This is a genomic window from Pantoea sp. Seng (genome assembly GCF_009829935.1).
Taxonomy (GTDB): domain Bacteria; phylum Pseudomonadota; class Gammaproteobacteria; order Enterobacterales; family Enterobacteriaceae; genus Pantoea; species Pantoea communis.
Window position 1 is genome coordinate 119,538 of sequence record NZ_SZZV01000006.1, and the last position, 20,731, is coordinate 140,268.

Sequence of the window (20,731 nt, forward strand, 5' to 3'; positions counted from 1 at the left end):
TCTGATCACTGATTTATCAATTTGCTAACGCCGCTTAACATAAACAGGGAGGTTTAATGAATGCCGCAACTATCCGTGCCGTCATCGGTGGAACGCTTTTAATGGCGTCGAGCTTAGTATCGGCGTCTGCCGCTCAGCCATTGCCTGTACCTCCAGAACATCCGAACTCACAGCGAATCTCCGTGGAGACGCAAGGAACGGGAACAGATGTCATATTGATTCCGGGGCTGGCGTCATCGCGCGACGTTTGGGCCGATTTATCTGCAAAATCACGCAAGAACCATCGCATTCATCTTATCGAGCTTGCAGGCTTCGCGAATACGGCTGCCATTGCCAACCCGGACGGGAAAATCATGGCACCGGCAGTTGACGCCATCGCTGCATATATTCACGTCCAGCACATCAAAGCCCCGACGATCATTGGCCATTCCCTTGGGGGAGAAATGGCATTGATGCTGGCTGCTCGTCATCCTGACCTGGTGGGGCGCGTGATGATCGTTGATGCGTTGCCGTTCTATTCATTGATGTTCAATCCAGCGGCGACCAGCGAAACGGTCGCCCCGCAGGCCACTGCGACGCGAAATTTAATTTTGGGGCAGTCGCCGGAGCAATTCACGGAGTTTCAGAAAGCATCCATCGCCCGTTTAGCGAAGACCGAGGCGGTGAGGCCTGCACTGGTGGCTGCGGGAATTGATTCCGATCGTAAAACCATTGCCGATGCCGTATATGAAGTGATGATCACCGATTTGCGTCCTGAGCTTGGCCGCATTAAAGCGCCGATTGAGGTCGTATATGCGTATGACACTGTATTTGGCGTACCTGCAGCCAGCGTGGATACGATGTACCGTCAAGCCTATGCTTCTGCACCCGATATCCACTTCACACGAATCGATAACAGTTTTCACTTTGTTATGCTCGATCAGCCTGAGCGATTTTCCGAAGCAGTTGAGTCGTTTTTGAATGGCGATGTTAGCCAGATGCAGCCACAAATTGAATGAGATTTTGGGAGGAACGGCCGGAATTGGCCGTTGCTTCGGTGCATTAGAGTGTAGGGCGGAGATATTGCGTAGGATGCATGTCTGACGTGAAAGAGATGTGGGGATGAGACGGAAAGAACCGCTGTGAGCGAGCAGCATAAGTCGCTGCTTCGTGAGCTGGAATAGAGCTTTGTTGGTGCGGCGGGTGAGAAGAACAGTCCTCATTCAAAAGCTTTCTCGATGGTGTCAAAAAGTTCTTCTACCATTTGATTCGCTAAGCGGAAACGCTGCGGTAAACATAAAAAGCCCCCTGCTGTGCAGGTTTTTTTATAGCTGTACTATTATGCAAAACGTATCCGTTAGGCGTACTTGAAATTCTTTCTCATGTTTCCGCTTTCGTTGTCGATAACCTGATTGCTGGCTGAGTGATGATTTCACTCAGCATTTATTTTTTCATTTCAGGCGATAAGGATATTTATGAACAAGCTTTGTGTTGCGGCGTTGTTGGCTCTGAGTTTAACCGGCTGTGCGCAGCAGACTTTCGTAATGAAACAGAATCAAGTTGGCGCGGCGACGAAAACCACCAGCCAGCCGTTCTTTATTTCAGGTATCGGTCAGCGTAAGAGCATTGATGCGGCGCAGGTGTGCGGCGGCCAGGAAAAAGTTAGTCGGGTTGAAGTTCAGCAGACGTTTGTTAATGGCTTACTGAGTGTGGTGACGTTTGGTATCTACACTCCACGAGAAGCGCGCGTTTATTGCGCCATCTGATAATGCCTCAGGCCGGCTCGCCGGCCTAATCTTGCGCCTGTTATTTAATCGCATTAGTTCATTGTAACTATTAAATTCTGCTGTCGTACCGCTGCGCGGCTTGCCTGTTGACGACGTTACTCGAAACGAGTTCAGGCAACGTCCCCCTTGATTAAGGATAGCGTTGCATCGAGCCATTGAACTCACAGCACAAAGCGGACTGACTGAAGCCATAAAAGCTTGTCGAGTGTCTCAGGGCGTGAAGCAGATCTCTGTTGAATCTTAAATTTCTGATGTTGTTATTTCATAGCGATAGTGACCTGATCATCGATGAGCAGGAAGGCAATGACAATCATGACTATGTCCGAGAACTGGCTGACTCTTCGCGCCGCCGCAGGCCTCGTGCGCAGAATCGCTTTCGAGCCGATCCCAACAGCACTGTAGATCACTGCGCAGTTGAATATCTGTATTAGCCTCATAAAGAAAATTTGCGCACCAGCAGGAAGCCCGCGTAACGGCTTGTGAACTGCGGCATAAGCCCCAGGAAAAATAATAGCGCATTCGGATTGAACCCACTTATGCCAAACCCTTTAATCAGCGTACGAAACCAGTTTAATGCCTAATAAAATGGCTAAAGAAGTAATCGGACGATCACACACTACGCTCACCCCTAGCCACAGTAGATAGGCCGCTCCGGCGTAGGTGAGCACCGTCAGGAATAACGGCACGCGGGATACCATTGCTCCGACGCCCGCCCCAACGACAATTGTTATGACTAAATATCCCAGAATCATGCCTGAGACTACCGGAAGCAGCATTCTATTGCGCATGCCGGCAGGCTGGCTTTTGACGTCCATGCGCTGATCGATGGACTGTGGATTCGCAAGGCGCATCTGAAAGACTCGCTCTCTTCCAAACAGGCTATCAAATCCGTACTTAGATTTATCAACAGCGTGGTTCCTGACACCAATGACCTCAAGGTGTAAACTCCAGCGGGCTGCCAGCAATGAATGCATGATTATGTTACTTTATGGAAAATCATGCGATTTCAGGGCGAAAACATGAGCGATTACGATGTATTTCCGGAGCAACGGCAGGCATTGATCCGAAACATACTTGAAGAGTCAGGCAGGGTGGTAGGGGCGGATATTGCCCGACAGTTAGGTGTGTCTGAACATACCATACGCAGGGATCTCCAGGAGCTGGCGAGGCTTGGTGTGTGCAAAAAAGTCTATGGCGGTGCCGTCAGCCAGTTCAAACAATCTGCCAGCTTCGATACCCGTGTACTGCAGAGCGTTAACGAGAAGGCAAATGTTGCACAGTGCTGCGCCGGGCTAATCAGATCCGATACATGCATTTTCATCGATGCGGGTTCCACGTACCTCTCAATGGTTGATTTTATTCCGGCGCAGATGTCTCTCACCATTGTCACAAATTCGCCGCAGATTGCAGCTTCACTTAGCGGCCGTGATCAAATTGAGCTTATTCTTTTGGGAGGAAAGGTTTATCCGCAGACGGGAAGCGTACTGGGAGCTGAGCCGATTAGCCAGGTCAGGGACATTTTGTTTGACCAGATTTTCATTGGCGTATGCGGCCTCGATCCTGAAGCCGGCCTGACCGCAGTGTACTATGAGGATGCCTGTTTCAAAAAAGAACTGCTGAAGCAGGGTAATGAAATTGTCGCGGCCGTCATCGCAGATAAAATGCCTCAGGTAGCGCGCTACAAGGTTGCACCGTGCGATGACATCGATATTATTGTGGTCAGCAGCTCAACGAACCCGTCGTCATTTTCTCATATTAACGTGCAGCTGCTGGTCGCAGAATAATACACAATCTATGCTGGCTTAACTCTGAAGCGCGAGCATACGTTTTATCGTTTCCAGAACGGCGTTCTCATCGTTCGTACCGGTGATAAAACGCGCTTTCGCTTTGGTCTCGTCGAAAGCGTTACGCATGGCGAAGCTGTAACCGGCCTGTTCCAGCAGCTCTATATCGTTATAACCGTCCCCAAAAGCCATCGTCTGTTCTGCCGTTACGTTCAGCATCTGCTGCAGCTTACGGACGGTGGTGCCTTTATGGATACCGTAACCAGCAATATCAATCCATGCCGCCTCTGATACCACAATGTAAACTTCTTCTTCGAAGGGAGCGAGATGCGGGCGCGTGGCGGGACAGTTTCCTTCTTCATCGAATACCGTGATTTTTACAAAGTCGCTTATCACGGAACTGAAGTCGTGGGTTTCGGTCAGTCGCGTGTAGGATCGCCTTATTTTGTCTTTCAGCCGCTGGGGCGTGTCAGCATGCACGATCGCGCCTTCCGGCGTACAGGCAATAACAACATGGCTCTGGCTGACGTTTCTGAGTGTATTAATGATGGCAAGTCCGAGGACATTGGCGATTAAAAACTGAAACATAAACCCGCCATTGTATTTAATGCGCGTTGCGCTGTCGCCGACGATCCAGATATCCTCACTCAGTTCGCCAAACAGTTCCTCGACCCTCTCACACTGCTTGCCGGTGCAGGCTGCAAACTGCACGTTCTTGTCTGCCATGAGTTGCCTGACTTCGGCAAATAACGCTCTGTCATAGTCGCCCTGGCTGTTGAGAAAAGTGCCGTCCAGATCAGTGATAACCAGCTTTATCATCATGCCACCTTCATTCAAGAGATTATGACTACGCTGCCAACACCAGACAGCATTCTTTTGACGCAGCGGATACGCTGCGAAATAGACTTTAGCATCTCATGCTCGAATGTGCGACATTGTGTTAATTTATGATGACTTGGTGGGGTGCCAGATTCTTAATACATGATAATTCATTTTCAAAGGGTGGGAGCCCTGCACGAAGCCATGCGGCCTGGATGCAGGGTAGTGATAATTCTGCGGTCAATATCAGGCCTGCCGCTCGGGCCTTAACAGGTGACGAATACTGAATGAAAGCAGCAGCGCCATCAGCAGCAACGCAATGACAAAAACAAAACCGTGAGATAGCGAAGCGTGATGTGCGATATACCCGATTACGGCGGGGCCGGCAAGAACGCCAATGTAACCCAGCGTCGTGACAGCCGGAACCGCCACCATCTGAGGCATGCTGTCCTGTTTACCAATCTGCGAGAACATGACCGGAACGATATTCGCGCAGCCGATGCCGATAAGCAGATATCCGGAGAGCAGCAGCGGCAGCGGAGTGCTGTAAATGATTATCAGAAATCCCGCTACGGCCGCGGCTGCACCAGCTACCACGACCACAAGCGCGCCTGCCCGCTGAACGATGTAGTCTCCACCTAGCCTCCCTGCGGTCATGGCTGTGGCAAACGCCGCAAAACCGAGCCCGCCCAACGATGAAGAAATGCCCCGGCTGTCCACAAGATAAACTGCACTCCAGTCCAGTACAGTTCCCTCAGCCATAAAGATGATGAAGCAGATAAGCCCCAGTATCAGTACGGTTCCTTTAGGCACGGCAAAAGCCGGTCCTTCAGCAGGATTAGCGTAGGGGAGCAGCTTTCTGTAGCTGAGCAGGAAAATCATAAAGACCGCCGCCAGGATTAAAAGCGTGGAAGAAACGATACTGAGTCCCAGAGAGAGTAAGCCTGTCATGGCGCCGGCGCCGGCTATTCCTCCTGCGCTGTACATGCCATGAAAGCCTGACATCAACGGCCTGTCCGCGTTTTTTTCCACAAGGATTGCCTGGACGTTCATGGCGCAGTCGGTTACCCCGATGCCAATGCCAAAAATGAACAGGGCGACGCCTAGCAGCAGGGGCGTGCTTACAAAAGCCAGAAAAGGCAATGAAAGGATAATAACAGCAACGGCGGCGACTATGACCGCCCTGCAGCCAAAGCGGGATGTCAGCGCACCCGTTACCGGCATAGCCATCATCGCGCCAAAGCCAAGGCATAACAGTAATGTGCCCAGCACTCCCTCATCTACGCCGGTATTAAATCGTGCAAAGGGCACAATCACGGCCCAGGCAGCAGTCACAAGGCCTGCGATAAAAAATATCATCCGTGTCGCGAGTCTTTCGTTCATCTCTGGCTTTCCTTTATCGCCGGTTGTTAAGCAGCGTCAGCGTTTTTTCGTGCAGGACAGAATTTGCGCTGGCTAAAATAGCACCGCCGTTCTCTGCCCTTTTCCCGTCAAGCGTTGTGACAACCCCACCGGCCTGCTCAATAACCGGGATTAGCGGTACGATATCGTAAGGTTGAAGTGAATATTCAACGCAGATGTCGATATGGCCTGCAGCAAGCATCGCCATGGCATAGCATTCTCCCCCGTATCGGGTCATCAGCACTTGATCGCAGAGTTCACTAAAATTATTCCTTTCATACAGAGCTACCGACTCCGGAGAGGTTGTATGTACTATCGCCTGGTGAAGTTCACGCGTCTGGCGGGTTTTAATGACCTTTTTTCCGAAGCGCCCGGAGAACCATGACTGCTGTCCGTCAGACCAGAATCTGTCGCCAGTATAAGGCTGACTCATCATCCCCATAACGGCTCTGCCGTTTTCGAGTAAACCAATCAGGCAGCCCCATACAGGCAGGCCGCACAGAAATGGCCGCGTACCATCAATAGGGTCAATAACCCATTGCAGGTTACTCCTGCCGCTTTCACCAAATTCCTCGCCAAGTATGGCGTGCTCGGGGAAACGCTCCGAGATAATGTCCCTGAGAACTCGTTCAGTTTCGCGGTCAACGCTGGTGACAGGATCAAACCGAAAGCCGTCCTTGGGCTTGGTTTCAATATCAATGACATGGTTATTTAGATAACCCTCAAGGGTTCTTTTTTCAGCGGCGTCAGCAAGTTCGTGCAGGAAACTGGTCGCTGGAAGTTCAAGGCTCATTAGCAATTCCTCAGCATGAAATGAGGAGTGATAATGATATATTATGCTCGATTATGCAATTTTGTGATCGATCAAGATCGATTTGGCAAGCTTTCCTAACTGTCTTGTATGACAGTTAGTGTGTTAGTGCTGACCCTGACCCTGACCCTGACCCTGACCCGAAATCCTGCTCCATTCAGAAACAGAATTCCGGCATGATAATGACTCCCCTGAGCGGAGGTTGTGCCGATGAAAAAGTCACGATTCACCGAAGAGCAGATTGTCTTTGCCCTGAAGCAGGCTGAGCTGGGTACGCCCGTACCGGAAGTCTGCTGCAAGCTGGGCATCTCCGATGCCACGTTCTACACCTGGCGAAAAAATTACGGCGGGATTTCTCCTTCAGAACTGAAGCATATGCGGTAGCTCGAGGAGGAAAACCTACGCCTGAAGAAGCTGGTTGCCGATCTGAGCCTCGACAAGGCCATGCTGCAGGACGTTCTGGCAAAAAAGAGCTGACGCTGGCACGCCTGCGCGAATGGGTCAGGGACTTGCAGACCCGCTACGGTGCCAGTGAAAGACAGGTCTGCTTCGCGCTTAAGATCAGCCGCAGTTCATACCGTTACCGCTCAGTTGCGGCTGACGACAGCGCACTGCGGCTGCGCATCAGGGAAATAACCGAAACCCGCGTCCACTATGGCTACCGCAGGGTTCACGTCATGCTGAAACGGGAAGGCTGGCGCGATAATCACAAGCGTATTTACCGGCTTTACCGCGAGCAGGGATTATCGCTGCGGCTGAAACGCCCCCGTCGCAATAAATCTGCGCTGAAACGTCAGCCACAGCCGCAGGGGCTGTATCCCAATCACGTATGGGGGATGGACTTTGTCTCCGATGCGCTGTTTGACGGTCGCCGGCTTCGCCTTCTGACGGTAATCGATCTCTACACGCGCGAATGTCTGGGGATCTGCGTAGGCCAGAACCTGCGCTCTTCAGAAGTGGCTGAAATGCTGAATATCATCGCGTTGAGACGTCCGTTACCACAGCTCCTGAAAACAGACAATGGCTCTGAATTTGCGGGAAAAATGCTGGATAAGTGGGTGTACGAACGTGATATCCGGATTGACTTCTCACGGCCAGGTACGCTCACGGATAATGCCACGGTGGAATCATTCAACGGCAGGTTGCGTCAGGAGTGCCTGAACGAGAACTGGTTTATGTCCATGGAGGATGCCCGGTGCAAAATCGAGGCCTGGCGCATACACTATAACCAGAGTCGTCCCCATTCTGCGCTGGGCTGGATGACCCCATTCGAATTCGCCGAAAAATCTGCCGGTTGCCAGAATAAGCAACCAACCTGAAGCCGGTTATTCCTGATTATGCATGGATCATATTCGGGGTCAGGGTCAACCTCCGTTAAGCTTCGCTGAACCGTATAAGAATGCATTTCGGGCCAGTGGGCGTGGGTCCGATGGTAAATAAAAGGTCAGGCAGTAAAACGTTGTTTGATTCAGGTATCTGCTGAATTTCCAATTTTCACGATCACTTCTTTATCCAAATTCTTTGAACTCCCAACCTTACTGCTCACTGGGTGCAATTTAAGATCCCATTCACGTCAATCGTCCGCACAGGAACTATTCTTCCGTCGTTTGGGATAGCAATAATTGGGTTTTGGGGCAGGAATGGGTGTGGGTGGGTAAAAATTGACACGAAGGTGATAATTATTATCATTTAACCAATTGTGAAAGGAGAGCACGTGAAAATCTACTGGACCCTTAAAAGCATTCCCGAACTGGCCGGCCTAACCCTGTGGGAGCGCGGAACAAGGTGGCGGAGCGCATATAAATCAGCTTTCCGTCACTGGCAGACTTGGGCGGGACTCGCCATCTGTGGGGCCTTCGGCTACGTAGGATCGTATTTTTTTGGTATTGCCGGCATCGTAGTTTTGGCCAGGCTGGGCGGCTTTGTGTACGGTCAGATTGTGACACACGTCGTCCTGAAACATTATCGTCACCGGCTGCGCGGCGAAACCGGCTGATCTGGACTTTACGGCCTCCACGCATAACGGGCCCGCAAGCGATATGTCTCCGTTCAACGTGTCCCATTGAATTTATTGCGGAGTCAGCTCTCAGCCAGCCAACCGTGCTGGCACCCCGTAACGGGAAAATGAAGCCAGTGTCACGTCAGGAACGTAGTCGTCGTTCAGCTGCAGCCACGTTTTTTACGTCGCTTAAGCGCGCTGCGGTGATGAACCTGCCTGGGCTAAGTCCTTTGGTTAGCTGTGGAGTGAGCATGTAACTGACGTAAACAAACGCGGTTGATCTAGCAATTAAGGCATTGCTGGTTGAACGACTGATTCTGGCAAACCATATTCTTAGTCAAGCCCAAGGACAGCAGTGAGCGAAGAGCAGACTTGATTTTTATGTGAAGATTATGTTCCCCGTAGCTTCATATGCAACAAAGGATATGGCTTGCCCTGACCGTCAACTTCAGAACGACCAACAATTTCAAAACCACGTTTTTTATAAAAGCTAATAGCCTGAATATTCTGTTCGTTTACATCAAGTTCATCAGCACTCTGCTCGTTGGTAGCTTGCAGCAGAAGTCGTTTCCCGATGCCCTTACCGCGTTGATCTGCATCTACAAAGAGCATTTCAATACGATTTTCGCTTACCCCAGTAAAGCCCACGATCGAATGGTCACAGCTCAGGCGCGCGAGCGTAATAGTCAGGCCAGGCAGATACGTATGCAGTATAAGGGGGCGTAGCGCCTGGATATCCTGCTCCTGTAAAAAATCATGCGTAGCACGTACGGATGATTCCCAGACCTTCAGTAAGATCGGGTAATCAATTGGGGTACCCACTTCCATATTTATCATGATCTTATAGTCCATAAATTGACATTGTATAGCCATGATAGCTGTGTGGAATTATTTGTCACCGTATGGCGTAAATTTGTTCGCTTTTGGCACGCAGCCGCCATTCCCACTAAAAACTTTTTTTTGCTCCCTCCTGCTCCTCTCAAACCTTCGTCTAACCACGAAGGGCACATTTCTTACCTTTCTGCTGGGATGTTATGGCGAACGGCACGGAAACCTGTCCGTTACTAACTTTATTAAAACAGGTCGTGAAGCATGCTTAACAGGCCGCTTAAGGTGAAACAAAGAAAATCTACTAATCCAATAAAGATAATAATAATAGAAATCAATCTCATTTGTATTTACTATGCTGGATTCAATTTGCCGATTTACCTGCGTTTATCCGCTCTCTTTTGAGGCGCATTGATAACAGGCCAGCTAAAAGCATAAACATTAAAATGATGAGGTATTTGCATGTCTTTCAAGAGGGTTGCGGGCCATCATGCCAGAGCCATACCGGGTGCGTCAGGGGTTAGTAAGACGTTTTGTTTTTCATTATTGACGCTTTGTATTGCGAATGCCGTCAGTATTAATGCTGCCAGCGCGGCAGACAGCGTTGCCGCACCGGTGAATACCAGCAAAGAACAGTCGCTGGTGGTCACCGCCGATACCAGCGGTGGTACGGGTTCAGATCCGGCTCAGTCCTATACCGTTCCGGCTACGCGCGCCGGGACTAAACTGAACCTGACGCAGCGGGATATTCCGCAGTCGGTCAGCGTGCTCACCCAGCAGCGCATTAAAGACCAGAACCTTCAGAACGTGGGTGACGCTCTGGCGAATGTCACGGGCATCTCAGCATCACAGAATGACTCCGAACGCGTGGATTTCTACTCCCGTGGTTTCTACGTCAACAATTACACCTACGACGATATCCCTTCTACTCAGACAGGTGCCTGGAACTTCGGTGAAACCGACGGCGACTCTGCCATTTATGAGCGCATTGATGTGGTTCGCGGCTCAACGGGATTGATGACCGGTACGGGTAACCCGGGCGCGGCTATCAACATGATCCGCAAAAAGGCAGACAGCAAAACCTTCGCCGGTAATCTCTCCGCGAGCTACGGAAGCTGGGACAACCAGCGCTATGTTGCAGATCTGTCCGGGCCGCTGAATGACTCTGGCACGCTGCGCGGACGCGTGGTCACGGGATATCAGGATCAGGACAGTTGGGTTGACCGCTACCACAAGCGTAAGAAGTTCCTTTACGCCACCGTTGCGGCAGATATCACCGATAACACCACGCTGGATCTGGGATACGATTACCAATCTCGCGACACCGATGGCCCGACGTGGGGCGGTTTGCCAACCTGGTATAGCAACGGCAACCGCATTCAATACGACCGCAGCGCGAACCCGTCAGCTGACTGGACGCATTACAACATTCTGTCGCGTAAGGTGTTCGCCAACCTGACTACAAACTTCGACAACGGCTGGCAGGTCCGCGTTAATGGATCGCATACGGAGTCCGATTTTGACAGCAAGCTGCTTTACGTCACCGGCTATCCTGACCAGACCACCGGCATTCTGGACAGCAGCGGGTACGGCTTTGCGGGGTGGTACAAAGGCCTGCGCACCCAAACTGCGGTTGACGCCTATGCCAGCGGACCCTTTGAGCTATTCGGGCGTCAGCATCAGCTGGTTGCCGGGGTAGATTACAGCCGTCAGCGCAACCGCTATCTGTACTCTTCCTCAATTATGTCGCCTGCTCAACTCGGTGATCTGAACAGTTGGAACGGTGATGTGGCAGAACCAGACTGGCCAGCGTGGGCGCTATCGTCAGAAGATACCATCCGTCAGAAATCGGGCTATGCCGCGGCGCGATTCTCGTTAGCCGATCCGCTATCCCTGATCGTTGGCGCACGTTATACCCAGTACAGCGCGCACGGCACGTCGGCTGACATGGAGAAAAACAACCTCACGCCATACGGCGGTCTGGTTTATGACATCAACGAAAACTACTCTGCGTTTGCGAGCTATACCTCGATCTTCCAGCCGCAGACCTATCGTGATCAGCAGGGTAACTACCTGAAGCCCGTGACCGGTAAAGATTACGAAGCGGGGATCAAAGGGGACTGGGACAACAGCCGCATCACGGCGAGCCTTTCAGTGTTCCGCATTGAGCAGGACAACCTGGGTCAGATTCAGAGCAACACCTATGTGAACAACAGCAGCGAAAATGCTTACAGAGCATCTAAAGGCGTGGTTAGCCGCGGGGTTGATTTCGAAATCAACGGTGCGGTGACTGATAACCTTAAGGTGACATTTGGTGCCACGCGCTATGTGGCGAAGGACGCCGATGGCGATCGTACCAACCCTTACATGCCGCAGACCAGCCTGAAGCTCTTCACCAGCTATAACCTGCCGTTTATGCCTCTTCTTACTGTGGGTGGCGGTATTAACTGGCAGAACCGCACTTACAAGGAAGCAACCAATCCGTCAGGTGAAACCGAGCGCATTTATCAGGGAAGTTATCCGCTGGCGAACCTCTTTGCCCGTTATCAGGTGACGAGAGAGCTATCGGTACAGGGCAACATCAAAAACCTGTTCGATCGTGAATACAACACCAATCCGTCAGGCGGTGTGGCATTCAACGAGCCACGAAACTATTCGGTCAGCGTGAATTACAGCTTCTGATGTTTACTGGCCCCGCTAATGGGGGCCACTCATTTAACGAAGACTTTCAGCGCCCGAATAATCAGAACAGAGTCTAATTATTCGGGTGATGTGTCGCGACGAGATGTACGAAAGGAGAACAAAGCGCAACTCAACTGTAAATGAATGTCATTCTCAACTATGATTGCTTGCGACAAACATGATCCATTCCAACTGCAACAAGGGAGGCAGTCAGTGTTATTGGCAATCAGGTACGTCTTTGCATCTTGTCCGATTCGTATTTCCACACTTACCGCAATCATACTTCTCCAGGGATTAGTTCCGGCACTTAACGTGTTCATGACAGGGCAAATCATTAATATGCTCCACGCGCCACAAATCAGCGACAGTGCGCTTATGCTAAGTATTGGTGTTTGGTGTGTGTCCTTATTGGGCATGCAACTCATGGAGCCGCTGGTCAATCTTATCAGAGGAGATGTGACGGAAATTTCCACCCATTATTTCAGCGCCAATATTATGCAGCGTATGAATGAGTCCACCACGCTAAGCATCTTTGATAACAAAGAACGATATGAGCAGCTGGAATTTCTTAAAAACGAAGCGGCGTATCGTCCGCTGAACTTTATTATCTGCATTATTTACGCCTTCAGAGCGACCGTTATGGCCGCAAGTCTATTGCTGGTATTGATTACTTATTCAGGTATCGGTGCTGCCATTTGTGCACTCTCCGCCATACCCATGATAATTATTAATATCCGCATACAGCGAAAATACCTCAAGGAGCTTTTTAAAAATTCCAAAGATGCCATTGCGATGCGCTATGCCTATGGCGTCAGTATGGATAAAAGTTTTCTGCAGGAAATCAGGTTGTATGGGTTGGGTCGCTATCTGTTAAAAAAATTTACGGACTCAGCCACCAACACCTACAAACGCATGCATCAACAGCGCTTGCGCGCACTGATTACGCCAGTGCCTGCAATGATACTTAGCCTGATGATGCTTTTCGCCGGGGTCTATCTTTTCCTGAGCAACCTGCGCAGCAGTGAGATCGCGGTAGGTGCGCTGGTTATGGTGTTCCAGTCGATTGTGATGATGAAGTCACACCTGGATGAGATAGCAAATTACGGCGGAAATTTAACCTCCATGAGCGGTTTTTTTAATCGCTACCACGCTTTCATGACGGATGAGATCGAGTCGGTAAAAAATGGCGAGGAGATGCTAGCCGGTAACAGCCCATTCTCAATCAATATCGATAATCTCAGTTTCCGTTATGAAGGCCGGGAGCAGAACGCGCTCAATAATATCACTCTGAGAATATTACCCGGTGAAAAGGTCGCTATTCTCGGAGACAACGGTAGCGGTAAAACCACCCTTATCAAACTGATGTTACGCATGTATGCCTTTAACGAGGGATCGATATCCGTATCTGGGAAATCGATTGAATCGCTGGATATTGAGCAATACCGTACGCAAATTGCCACTGTATTTCAGGATTACGGTAAATATGAATTTTCAGTCGGGGAAAACATCGCACTTAGCCATTACGATGCGGAGACCCAGCATGCGAAACTTGAGGCGTTACTGAACACTGTCGAATTCCCTTATCCGCAGGACACCCGGCTGGGCAAGCAATTTGGTGGCGATGAGTTGTCGATTGGCCAGTGGCAGAGACTGGCGATAGCGCGTGCGCTCTACAGAAAAGCCAGCCTGTTTATATTCGATGAGTTCTCATCCTCACTTGATCCGGAAACAGAACACCGACTGTTTGATGAGATCCTTTCTCTAACCACCACGGTGATTGCTGTGACTCACCGACTGGGTAATATTAAAGAATTTGACAGAATCGTTGTCATGGCGGGAGGCAAAGTCATTGAAGACGGGACGTTTGAATCACTGATCAAAACTCAGGGTAAATTCTATGCCATGTGGCATGCCCAGTTTAAGTCGGTGATTGCGGAAGCTATTTAAGCCGCTATTTACTCTATAAGGCTACAGCTGTAGCCTTTGTCTGGTTCTGCGTTACGGGTCTCTTTTCGCCTGTAATATCAGGTCTGCAATTACTTCCAGGCGCAGATTTATCTCAAGGCATCAAACCTACCGTAACTGACTATCTTTGCTGCCACGGCGGTTATACCCGCTGTGGCTGGCTTCTTGTTTATCTAACGCAGTTTGGCACTTCACGCAGTAACGCACCCCAGGCAACGCGCTGCGACGCGCTTCGGGAATCGGTTCCCCGCACTCGTCGCAATACGCTGCACTTTCGCCGTGGTTGAGGTGACTCCTGGCGCGCGCAATCGCATCATCCACGGTCGCATCAATCTGCTTTTGCACTGCACCATCTTCAGACCAGCCGCCTGCCATAATCCCTCCAGATATTCATCGACTGGTCAAAGTATAGTTCAGTAGCTATCAGGCACGATCATGCTCTGCGGCACCGGGTGACGGGCATAATTTTCATGATGAATGCGGGAAGGTAATGAAATCTGCTCGCCATCTGCGGCTTCATACGGCACCTGTTGCAAGAGATGGGAAATACAGTTCAGACGCGCTTTCTTCTTATCAACGCCTTGCACCACCCACCATGGCGCCTCAGAAATGTTGGTGCGCTCCAGCATCATCTCTTTGGCGGCGGTGTAATCCTCCCAGCGGCGACGGCTTTCCAAATCCATCGGACTCAGCTTCCACTGCTTCAGCGGGTCATGGATGCGGCTGAGGAAACGCATTTCCTGCTCTTCATCGGTGATGGAGATCCAGTATTTCACGATCTGAATGCCGCTGCGCACCAGCATGCGTTCAAACTCTGGCGTGCTGTGGAAGAACTCTTCGTACTCCGCATCGCTGCAAAATCCCATCACCTTTTCGACGCCCGCGCGGTTGTACCAGCTGCGGTCGAACAACACGATCTCTCCCGCTGACGGCAGATGAGAGACGTAACGTTGAAAATACCACTGCGTGCGCTCACGTTCATTTGGTGCGGGCAGTGCCGCCACGCGGCAATAGCGCGGATTGAGTCGCTGCATGATGCGTTTAATCACGCCGCCTTTGCATGCCGCGTCGCGGCCTTCAAAAATCACCACCAGTCGATGGCCGGTGCGAATCACCCAGTTTTGCAGCTTCACCAATTCGCCCTGAAGATGCAGTAACTCCATAAAATAGCGGCGACGCCACGCCATCTCCTGCGGATCGTTATTGGCCGCCAGACCAAAATCCGCTAACTCCATATCCAGCGATTCGTCATAGCTGTCATAGAATTCCTGTAAAAAGCGCGCATCAAACATATTGTTGTTATTTATTTCGTGTGCAGACATCGTCTTATCCCTGTCGAAGCGAGCGTTACAGTGAAGTCATGATCCAGTAGAGGGCGGCAGAGAGCAGCGCGGCGGCAGGCAAGGTGAGCACCCAGGCCAAGACCATATTGCGCAGCGTACCGAACTGTAAGCCGCTGCGATTGGCGGCCATGGTGCCCGCAATCCCTGAAGAGAGCACGTGTGTGGTTGAGACCGGAAGACCAAAGGCATCCGCTGCGCCAATGGTGCCCATCGCCACCATCTGCGCACTGATGCCTTGTGCATAGTTAAGCTGGCTTTTGCCGATTTTCTCACCCAGCGTGGTGACAATACGACGCCAGCCGACCATGGTGCCTAATCCCAAAGCCAGTGCCACCGCGACTTTGACCCAGGTCGGGATAAATTGCGTTGCACCGTTCAGCGCGGTTTTCAGCGCCTGCAGATTTTGCTGGGTGGCAGATGGAAAAATCAGCGAGTGATCGGCTTGCAGACGTTTGATGGTTTCAGCTGCCAGATACATCTCATTACGCACGGCAGGTTTCTGATCGGCGGGGATTGTCTGCAACGCGCCATATTGCTTCAGCGTGGCGCCGATGTTGCCACTGACCTGAGCCAGCGCGGCGATCACCGTCGTATCGCGTTGGCCGTGTCATGGAAACCATTGACGAACTCGAAACCCAATGCCGCTAACAAGGCAAACCCCAGGAGCATCAGCGGTAGCACACTGCTAAATGTGACCCCGGTTTGTTGGATATCACCGATTAATTGCGTTCCCGCAAAGAGAATGCCGGCGAGTAAAACCATGCCGAACAGGAAAAGCGGTTTCTTACTGTTTTTTGCAGGGAGTTGAATCGCGGAAGACAGCGGTGAAGCGGCAACATGTAAAGTCTGAGGCGTAACGTAATCACTCATTAGTGAAAATTTCCTATAGATCGCTAAAGCAGCATAAGCACAACGATATGTGCGGCTAACATATAGAAAATTTATGAAAGTTTTATGACGGAACTGTCAAAATTTAGTCATATAAATGAAATTTTTGAGATGCAATAAAATCGATATTTGTTTTTTTTATCATTAAAAACAATAGGTTATTTGATTCTTTCGCAGCGGCGGATTCGCCAGTTTGAGTTTTATTTCTGCCATAAATTTGTCACATTGTGGTTTGACTGATTACTATAGATTACATTTACAGCAGGAGATCATTACCGTGCTAATGAGATCTAAGGTTGAAGACCCTGCGTTAATGTTGGCGTTAACTTATAGAACCAGACGACTATTTGTGGCGTCTTTTCAACTCATCAAACAACCATTCTTTGCTGATGGGGCCGGAACTTAACTTCTGAATCATGGCATTATCGGCATAATTAAGTAGCCATTCTCCGAGTTCCGCCATGCCCGCTTCATAAGAGCCGTGCACCTCAACAAACTTTTCCGACAAAATCAGTAGCTCCATGCGCAGCGCGTTACTGCGGGTCATGAACTCCAGATAGCCTTCGCGATCGGTTTCATAATCGGGGATCTTCGACAGCACAATGACCTCTTCTTCCTGAATGGTGGCCTGCCAGTGTAAACCGCTCTGTCCTTTATGTGCAGAATAATCATGCTGAACAAGTGAATATTAAATTGTTGCGGTTCGCTTATCCGATAATTTTCTTAATCGCTTTAAGAGTATTGCGGGGCATTTAATATCAAGCCCATTCCTCCATAGCATAGCGGTTATGCGGCTGGACGTATTTCTGCCGGGTATGGGCCTGTTTATGCTTCTCCCATCATTCAATGAGAGAGCGACAAATGAACACACTATTTACGCCTATTACTGCCGGACAATTACGTCATCAGCATCGTGTCGTGATGGCACCGACAACCCGTATGCGCAGTGAAAATGGCGGCGTGCCGGGTCAGTTGATGGTTGAGTATTATCGACAGCGCACCAGTCCCGGTGGGTTGCTGATTGCGGAAGCCACCGCGATTTCGCCCCATGCGAATGCCTATGCCGATGCGCCGGGCATTTTCAATGACGCTCAACAGGCGGGATGGAAGCAGGTGGTTGATGCGGTGCATAAGCAGGGCGGTCAGATAGTGCTGCAATTGTGGCACCCAGGGCGTCAGTCATTGCCAGAACTGTCAGAAGGTTACCAGCCGGTTGCACCTTCGGCTTTGACTGCGCGAGAGACCTACGGCGTGGGCAAGAATGCCGATGGTATTTATGAAGGAAAGTTGTTCCCTGAACCACGTGAATTGCAAGAAGAAGAAATTCCACAACTTATTGAAGCGTATCGACAGGCTGCGATAAGGGCAAAGTCGGCGGGTTTTGACGGAGTTGAGCTGCATGCTGCTAACGGGTACTTACCGGAACAATTTCTGCTGGATGGCAGCAATAAACGTCAGGACAGCTGGGGTGGAAGCCTGGCTAATCGGGCGCGCTTTTTACTGGAGGTGGTGGCAGCTCTGACGGAAGTGTATGGACCGGGACGGGTTAGCGTCCGAATTTCTCCAAGTGGCATTTATGGTGATATGCATGATAGTGACCCGGCAGCGACGTTCAGCTATTTGGCCGACAAGCTCAATGATATGGCGCTGGCGTATCTGCACATTATTGAGCCGCGCATTGTCGGACCGGAAGACAGGGAAGGCGGGCATTATGAGGAACCGGTAGCCAGCCGACATCTGCGCGAGTTTTACCATGGCCCCCTTATCGCGGCGGGAGGCTTTAAACCTGAGGCGGGGGAGAAAATGCTCGAAGCGGGTGAGGCAGACTTGATCGCATTTGGTCGTTTGTTTACCTCGAATCCCGATTTACCTGCAAGGATCCAACATGGCTATCCGTTAGCTCACTATCAGCGTGACGCATTTTTCGGTGGAGATGCTAAAGGCTATACGGATTTTCCTGCCTATGCGCAGTAGCAAGGCGAGTTAATCTTTATAAGAGCGGCCGTCTGGCCGCTTTTGCCTCGATCAATAAACGCTCGCCTCAATCACCTTTCTCCAGGCTCTAAAACCACTATCAAGCCAGTGCGGTTCCGCACTGGCTAATACGTCTTAAATCTGAGAAACCCCTACAGAAGCACCGCCATCAACATACAGTGTTTGTCCGGTCATAAAGCCCGCGTCCTCAGATAACAGGAACTGAATAGTGGCGGCAATCTCCTCCGGTTTGCCAAAACGCTTCATGGGTACGCTATCCAGATAACGTTGTTCACCCTCACTGCCTGGTGCGTTGCTAGCTCGAAACAGTTCTGTCTCTGTCGGGCCGGGGGCAACAGCGTTTACGGTAATCCCCTGAGTCGCCAGTTCCAGCGCCCAGCTACGTGTAAAGCTGATCAAAGCTGCCTTTGCAGCAGCATAGGACGTGCGCTGCGGAACGCCGAGGACCGTCAGGCTAGCAATATTGATGACTCTTCCCCAGCCACGGGCTTGCATACCGGGTAAGGCGGTTTGCACTGCTAACAGGGCAGGATGCAAGTTGACGCGTAATACTTCATCCAGCGTTGCCGTCGAGACTTCGGGTAACCATTGCGGACGTACTAAACCGACATTGTTAATGATGCCATCTACATCGAACTCCGCATTGATTTGCTCCAGCTTCTGTTTTGTTGCGAGCGTATCTGCGAGGTCGAGTGAGACAAAGTGTCCCGGGAAGCTTTGCTCAGGCTGATGTCGTGCAATACCGATCACGAGATGGCCTGCATCAGCCAGACGCTGGGATAAAGCCAGGCCAATCCCTTTGCTGGCACCGGTAATCAAAAATGTTCTTTGCGGTTGCATATTTTACTCCTGCGTTTAACGACAAAAACCGGCGCAGATGTCTGCGCCGGAGAGGATAAAACGGTTAAAGGTGATTTATGAGGCTGAAGCTACTTGCAGAGCGACATCGGCTGCACTAATGCCTTCCAATGCCAGGCCGTACCCCGCACCTTCATCAATGATGCGCCGCAGTTTTTGCGTCAGCGCGATGCGTGTATAGCGGCTGGTGAGTGGAGGTAACGCCGCGAGCGATTCTGCCAGCTCATGAGCCCGTGTCAGCAAGGTATCGCGTGGCAGAATTTCATTCACCACACCCCAACCTTTGGCGGTTTCAGCGTCCAATTCCTGACGCGTTAACAGGAAATAGCGGCCACGAATGCTACCGATGACTTCTGGCCACAACAGGTTCACGCCATCCCCTGGGACGATGCCAAAGTCGAAATGGGGTTTGTCCTGGAAAACAGTATCGGGCGTGGCCAACACGATGTCCGCCAGCAAAGCGTATTCCGAGTGCAGGCGCACCGGTCCGTTTAAAGCAGCGATGACCGGCACTTCAATATCCAGCAGATTCATCAGAACTTTTTTGCCTTCGCGGAAAATTTTGTCGTAACCGCGCGGCGTGAAGAAATCAAAACCTTCCGGACTGATGTTCTCCATAAAAGCCCCTCCAGCGCCAGTCAGAATCACCACGCGATTATCTGGATCGGAGCCAATTTGATGAAACAGTTCAACAAACTCTTCGTGGGTATGCCCATTGAACAACAGTGAGCCGCCATCAGTATGAAACATCACTTCCAATACACCGGTGGGCGAGCGGGTAAGGCGTGCGTTGTTAAAGCTGTGACGATAGTTTTCGAAGCGAGACATAGTGATTTCCTTTTGAATGATTAGTTTTCGATTAAGGCATTTAATTTGGTAATGGCACACATGACCGCAGGGCGCGCAGAGACGGCGGCATACCATCGGCTGAGGTTGGGAAGCGTTTCAAAGCTGACGCCAGCGAACTCGCGTCGCCACATCCAGCCGAAATGCGCAATATCCGCGATGGTGTATTCATGCCCTGCTAGCCACGCCGTTTTTTCTAATTGACGTTCCAGCAGGCTGGTGACTCGATTGGCTTCAGTGCTAAAGCGCTGCTGCGCCAATGGTTGAGGTTCACTCGTCAGGCGGGTAAAAAATCCGGCTTGTCCATAAGCGGGGCTTAGCCCTGAGGCGTGGAAGAAAAGCTGCTCAAACACTCTGGCGCGTTTCAGTCCGTTTGCAGGCAACAAACTCCCGTGCTTTTCGGCCAGGTAAACCAAAATGGCTGCAGACTCACTTAGCACTTCACCGTTGTCGCTATCCACCAGCACCGGCACTTTGCCGTTCGGATTTAACTGTAAGAAATCTGCTTCCTGCTGTTCACCCTGGCGGATGTTTACGGCACGCAGGTGCCATGGCTGTGCGAGTTCTTCCAGCAAGATGGCGGGTTTAATACTGTTTGGAGTAGCAAAGGCATAAAGTTCGTACATCATCCGGCTCCTTAGTGACTGTTTAGCTGGGCAGTGACGTTTGCCCGCTGTTGTTGATAAGGAGTATCTGCTAAGGTCGGTTGGTAATGGCAGAGGGCCAAAAACCATAATTACTATTCC

At 50.9% G+C, this 20,731-nt stretch carries 19 protein-coding genes and 2 pseudogenes; 8 read left to right on the forward strand and 13 right to left on the reverse strand.

Annotated features, from left to right (window positions below; genetic code table 11):
• Positions 1-56 precede the first annotated feature (56 nt).
• Positions 57-998, forward strand: coding sequence for an alpha/beta fold hydrolase (locus FD737_RS07900; protein ID WP_160833192.1), 942 nt, complete (start codon positions 57-59; stop codon positions 996-998).
• 456 nt (positions 999-1,454) lie between these two features.
• A complete protein-coding gene (locus FD737_RS07905; RefSeq protein WP_160833193.1) occupies positions 1,455-1,745 on the forward strand; it encodes a Bor family protein in 291 nt (96 codons plus the stop codon).
• A 569-nt stretch (positions 1,746-2,314) separates the two neighbouring features.
• Here FD737_RS07905 and FD737_RS07910 read toward each other — a convergent pair.
• The gene (locus FD737_RS07910) at positions 2,315-2,740 is read right to left on the reverse strand and encodes a LysE family transporter (RefSeq protein WP_097117716.1); all 426 of its coding nucleotides are present in this window, start codon (positions 2,738-2,740) and stop codon (positions 2,315-2,317) included.
• A 45-nt stretch (positions 2,741-2,785) separates the two neighbouring features.
• Here FD737_RS07910 and FD737_RS07915 point away from each other — a divergent pair, with 45 nt between their 5' ends.
• The gene (locus FD737_RS07915; RefSeq protein ID WP_097117933.1) at positions 2,786-3,550 is read left to right on the forward strand and encodes a DeoR/GlpR family DNA-binding transcription regulator; all 765 of its coding nucleotides are present in this window, start codon (positions 2,786-2,788) and stop codon (positions 3,548-3,550) included.
• Between the two features lie 18 nt (positions 3,551-3,568).
• Here FD737_RS07915 and FD737_RS07920 read toward each other — a convergent pair whose 3' ends face one another.
• The 3 genes from FD737_RS07920 to hisN form a co-directional block, all read right to left on the reverse strand.
• Entirely contained in the window at positions 3,569-4,369 is an 801-nt protein-coding gene (locus tag FD737_RS07920) for an HAD-IIB family hydrolase (RefSeq protein WP_097117934.1), read from the reverse strand.
• Between the two features lie 246 nt (positions 4,370-4,615).
• Complete coding sequence (locus FD737_RS07925) at positions 4,616-5,752, reverse strand: MFS transporter (RefSeq protein ID WP_160833194.1); 1,137 nt, start codon at positions 5,750-5,752, stop codon at positions 4,616-4,618.
• A gap of 13 nt (positions 5,753-5,765) precedes the next feature.
• Complete coding sequence (hisN, locus tag FD737_RS07930; protein WP_160833195.1) at positions 5,766-6,563, reverse strand: histidinol-phosphatase; 798 nt, start codon at positions 6,561-6,563, stop codon at positions 5,766-5,768.
• Positions 6,564-6,791: 228 nt separating this feature from the next.
• On the opposite strand from hisN, the pseudogene FD737_RS07935 reads away from it, so the two are divergent.
• Together FD737_RS07935 and FD737_RS07940 are read left to right on the forward strand one after the other, a co-directional pair.
• Positions 6,792-7,900 (forward strand): annotated as a pseudogene (locus FD737_RS07935) (IS3 family transposase).
• 395 nt (positions 7,901-8,295) lie between these two features.
• Positions 8,296-8,577: a hypothetical protein gene (locus FD737_RS07940; protein ID WP_160833196.1), complete on the forward strand. Its 282-nt coding sequence runs from the start codon at positions 8,296-8,298 to the stop codon at positions 8,575-8,577.
• 393 nt (positions 8,578-8,970) lie between these two features.
• Here FD737_RS07940 and FD737_RS07945 read toward each other — a convergent pair whose 3' ends face one another.
• A complete protein-coding gene (locus tag FD737_RS07945) occupies positions 8,971-9,414 on the reverse strand; it encodes a GNAT family N-acetyltransferase (protein ID WP_370523042.1) in 444 nt (147 codons plus the stop codon).
• Between the two features lie 456 nt (positions 9,415-9,870).
• Here FD737_RS07945 and fhuE point away from each other — a divergent pair, with 456 nt between their 5' ends.
• A complete protein-coding gene (fhuE, locus tag FD737_RS07950; protein ID WP_160833197.1) occupies positions 9,871-12,090 on the forward strand; it encodes a ferric-rhodotorulic acid/ferric-coprogen receptor FhuE in 2,220 nt (739 codons plus the stop codon).
• A gap of 213 nt (positions 12,091-12,303) precedes the next feature.
• Positions 12,304-14,037 carry an ABC transporter ATP-binding protein gene (locus FD737_RS07955; RefSeq protein WP_160833198.1) on the forward strand — a complete coding sequence of 578 codons (1,734 nt, stop codon included), beginning with the start codon at positions 12,304-12,306 and terminating at the stop codon, positions 14,035-14,037.
• Between the two features lie 126 nt (positions 14,038-14,163).
• Here FD737_RS07955 and FD737_RS07960 read toward each other — a convergent pair whose 3' ends face one another.
• The 5 genes and pseudogenes from FD737_RS07960 to FD737_RS07980 form a co-directional block, all read right to left on the reverse strand.
• On the reverse strand, positions 14,164-14,430 hold the full coding sequence (locus tag FD737_RS07960; protein ID WP_097117722.1) for a DksA/TraR family C4-type zinc finger protein: 267 nt from the start codon (positions 14,428-14,430) through the stop codon (positions 14,164-14,166).
• Between the two features lie 38 nt (positions 14,431-14,468).
• A complete protein-coding gene (gene ppk2 / locus FD737_RS07965) occupies positions 14,469-15,377 on the reverse strand; it encodes a polyphosphate kinase 2 (protein WP_160833199.1) in 909 nt (302 codons plus the stop codon).
• 25 nt (positions 15,378-15,402) lie between these two features.
• A pseudogene (locus FD737_RS07970) lies at positions 15,403-15,984 on the reverse strand (inorganic phosphate transporter); the annotation flags it as partial.
• Positions 15,981-16,268 carry a hypothetical protein gene (locus tag FD737_RS07975; RefSeq protein WP_097117724.1) on the reverse strand — a complete coding sequence of 96 codons (288 nt, stop codon included), beginning with the start codon at positions 16,266-16,268 and terminating at the stop codon, positions 15,981-15,983. The pseudogene FD737_RS07970 and the gene FD737_RS07975, both read right to left, overlap by 4 nt.
• Positions 16,269-16,629: 361 nt before the next feature.
• Positions 16,630-16,887, reverse strand: a complete 258-nt coding sequence (locus tag FD737_RS07980) for a hypothetical protein (protein ID WP_034822590.1) — start codon at positions 16,885-16,887, stop codon at positions 16,630-16,632.
• Positions 16,888-17,147: 260 nt separating this feature from the next.
• Between FD737_RS07980 and FD737_RS07985 the strand changes: the two genes are divergently transcribed.
• Positions 17,148-18,260 carry an alkene reductase gene (locus FD737_RS07985; RefSeq protein ID WP_160833201.1) on the forward strand — a complete coding sequence of 371 codons (1,113 nt, stop codon included), beginning with the start codon at positions 17,148-17,150 and terminating at the stop codon, positions 18,258-18,260.
• Between the two features lie 135 nt (positions 18,261-18,395).
• Here the strand turns inward: FD737_RS07985 and FD737_RS07990 are convergent, their stop codons facing one another.
• From FD737_RS07990 to FD737_RS08000, 3 genes are all read right to left on the reverse strand, one after another.
• A complete protein-coding gene (locus FD737_RS07990) occupies positions 18,396-19,121 on the reverse strand; it encodes an SDR family oxidoreductase (protein WP_160833202.1) in 726 nt (241 codons plus the stop codon).
• Positions 19,122-19,196: 75 nt separating this feature from the next.
• Entirely contained in the window at positions 19,197-19,967 is a 771-nt protein-coding gene (locus FD737_RS07995; RefSeq protein ID WP_160833203.1) for an enoyl-CoA hydratase/isomerase family protein, read from the reverse strand.
• Positions 19,968-19,987: 20 nt separating this feature from the next.
• A complete protein-coding gene (locus FD737_RS08000; RefSeq protein ID WP_237448760.1) occupies positions 19,988-20,614 on the reverse strand; it encodes a glutathione S-transferase family protein in 627 nt (208 codons plus the stop codon).
• Between the last annotated feature and the right edge of the window lie 117 nt (positions 20,615-20,731).

Bases quoted from the DNA above. Each gene is read 5' to 3' on its own strand.
- FD737_RS07900 (WP_160833192.1), top strand. From the start codon at position 57: ATGAATGCCGCAACTATCCGTGCCGTCATCGGTGGAACGCTTTTAATG.
- FD737_RS07905 (WP_160833193.1), top strand. From the start codon at position 1,455: ATGAACAAGCTTTGTGTTGCGGCGTTGTTGGCTCTGAGTTTAACCGGC.
- FD737_RS07910 (WP_097117716.1), bottom strand. From the start codon at position 2,740: ATGCATTCATTGCTGGCAGCCCGCTGGAGTTTACACCTTGAGGTCATT.
- FD737_RS07915 (WP_097117933.1), top strand. From the start codon at position 2,786: ATGAGCGATTACGATGTATTTCCGGAGCAACGGCAGGCATTGATCCGA.
- FD737_RS07920 (WP_097117934.1), bottom strand. From the start codon at position 4,369: ATGATAAAGCTGGTTATCACTGATCTGGACGGCACTTTTCTCAACAGC.
- FD737_RS07925 (WP_160833194.1), bottom strand. From the start codon at position 5,752: ATGAACGAAAGACTCGCGACACGGATGATATTTTTTATCGCAGGCCTT.
- hisN (WP_160833195.1), bottom strand. From the start codon at position 6,563: ATGAGCCTTGAACTTCCAGCGACCAGTTTCCTGCACGAACTTGCTGAC.
- fhuE (WP_160833197.1), top strand. From the start codon at position 9,871: ATGTCTTTCAAGAGGGTTGCGGGCCATCATGCCAGAGCCATACCGGGT.
- FD737_RS07960 (WP_097117722.1), bottom strand. From the start codon at position 14,430: ATGGCAGGCGGCTGGTCTGAAGATGGTGCAGTGCAAAAGCAGATTGAT.
- ppk2 (WP_160833199.1), bottom strand. From the start codon at position 15,377: ATGTCTGCACACGAAATAAATAACAACAATATGTTTGATGCGCGCTTT.
- FD737_RS07975 (WP_097117724.1), bottom strand. From the start codon at position 16,268: ATGAGTGATTACGTTACGCCTCAGACTTTACATGTTGCCGCTTCACCG.
- FD737_RS07985 (WP_160833201.1), top strand. From the start codon at position 17,148: ATGAACACACTATTTACGCCTATTACTGCCGGACAATTACGTCATCAG.
- FD737_RS07990 (WP_160833202.1), bottom strand. From the start codon at position 19,121: ATGCAACCGCAAAGAACATTTTTGATTACCGGTGCCAGCAAAGGGATT.
- FD737_RS07995 (WP_160833203.1), bottom strand. From the start codon at position 19,967: ATGTCTCGCTTCGAAAACTATCGTCACAGCTTTAACAACGCACGCCTT.
- FD737_RS08000 (WP_237448760.1), bottom strand. From the start codon at position 20,614: ATGATGTACGAACTTTATGCCTTTGCTACTCCAAACAGTATTAAACCC.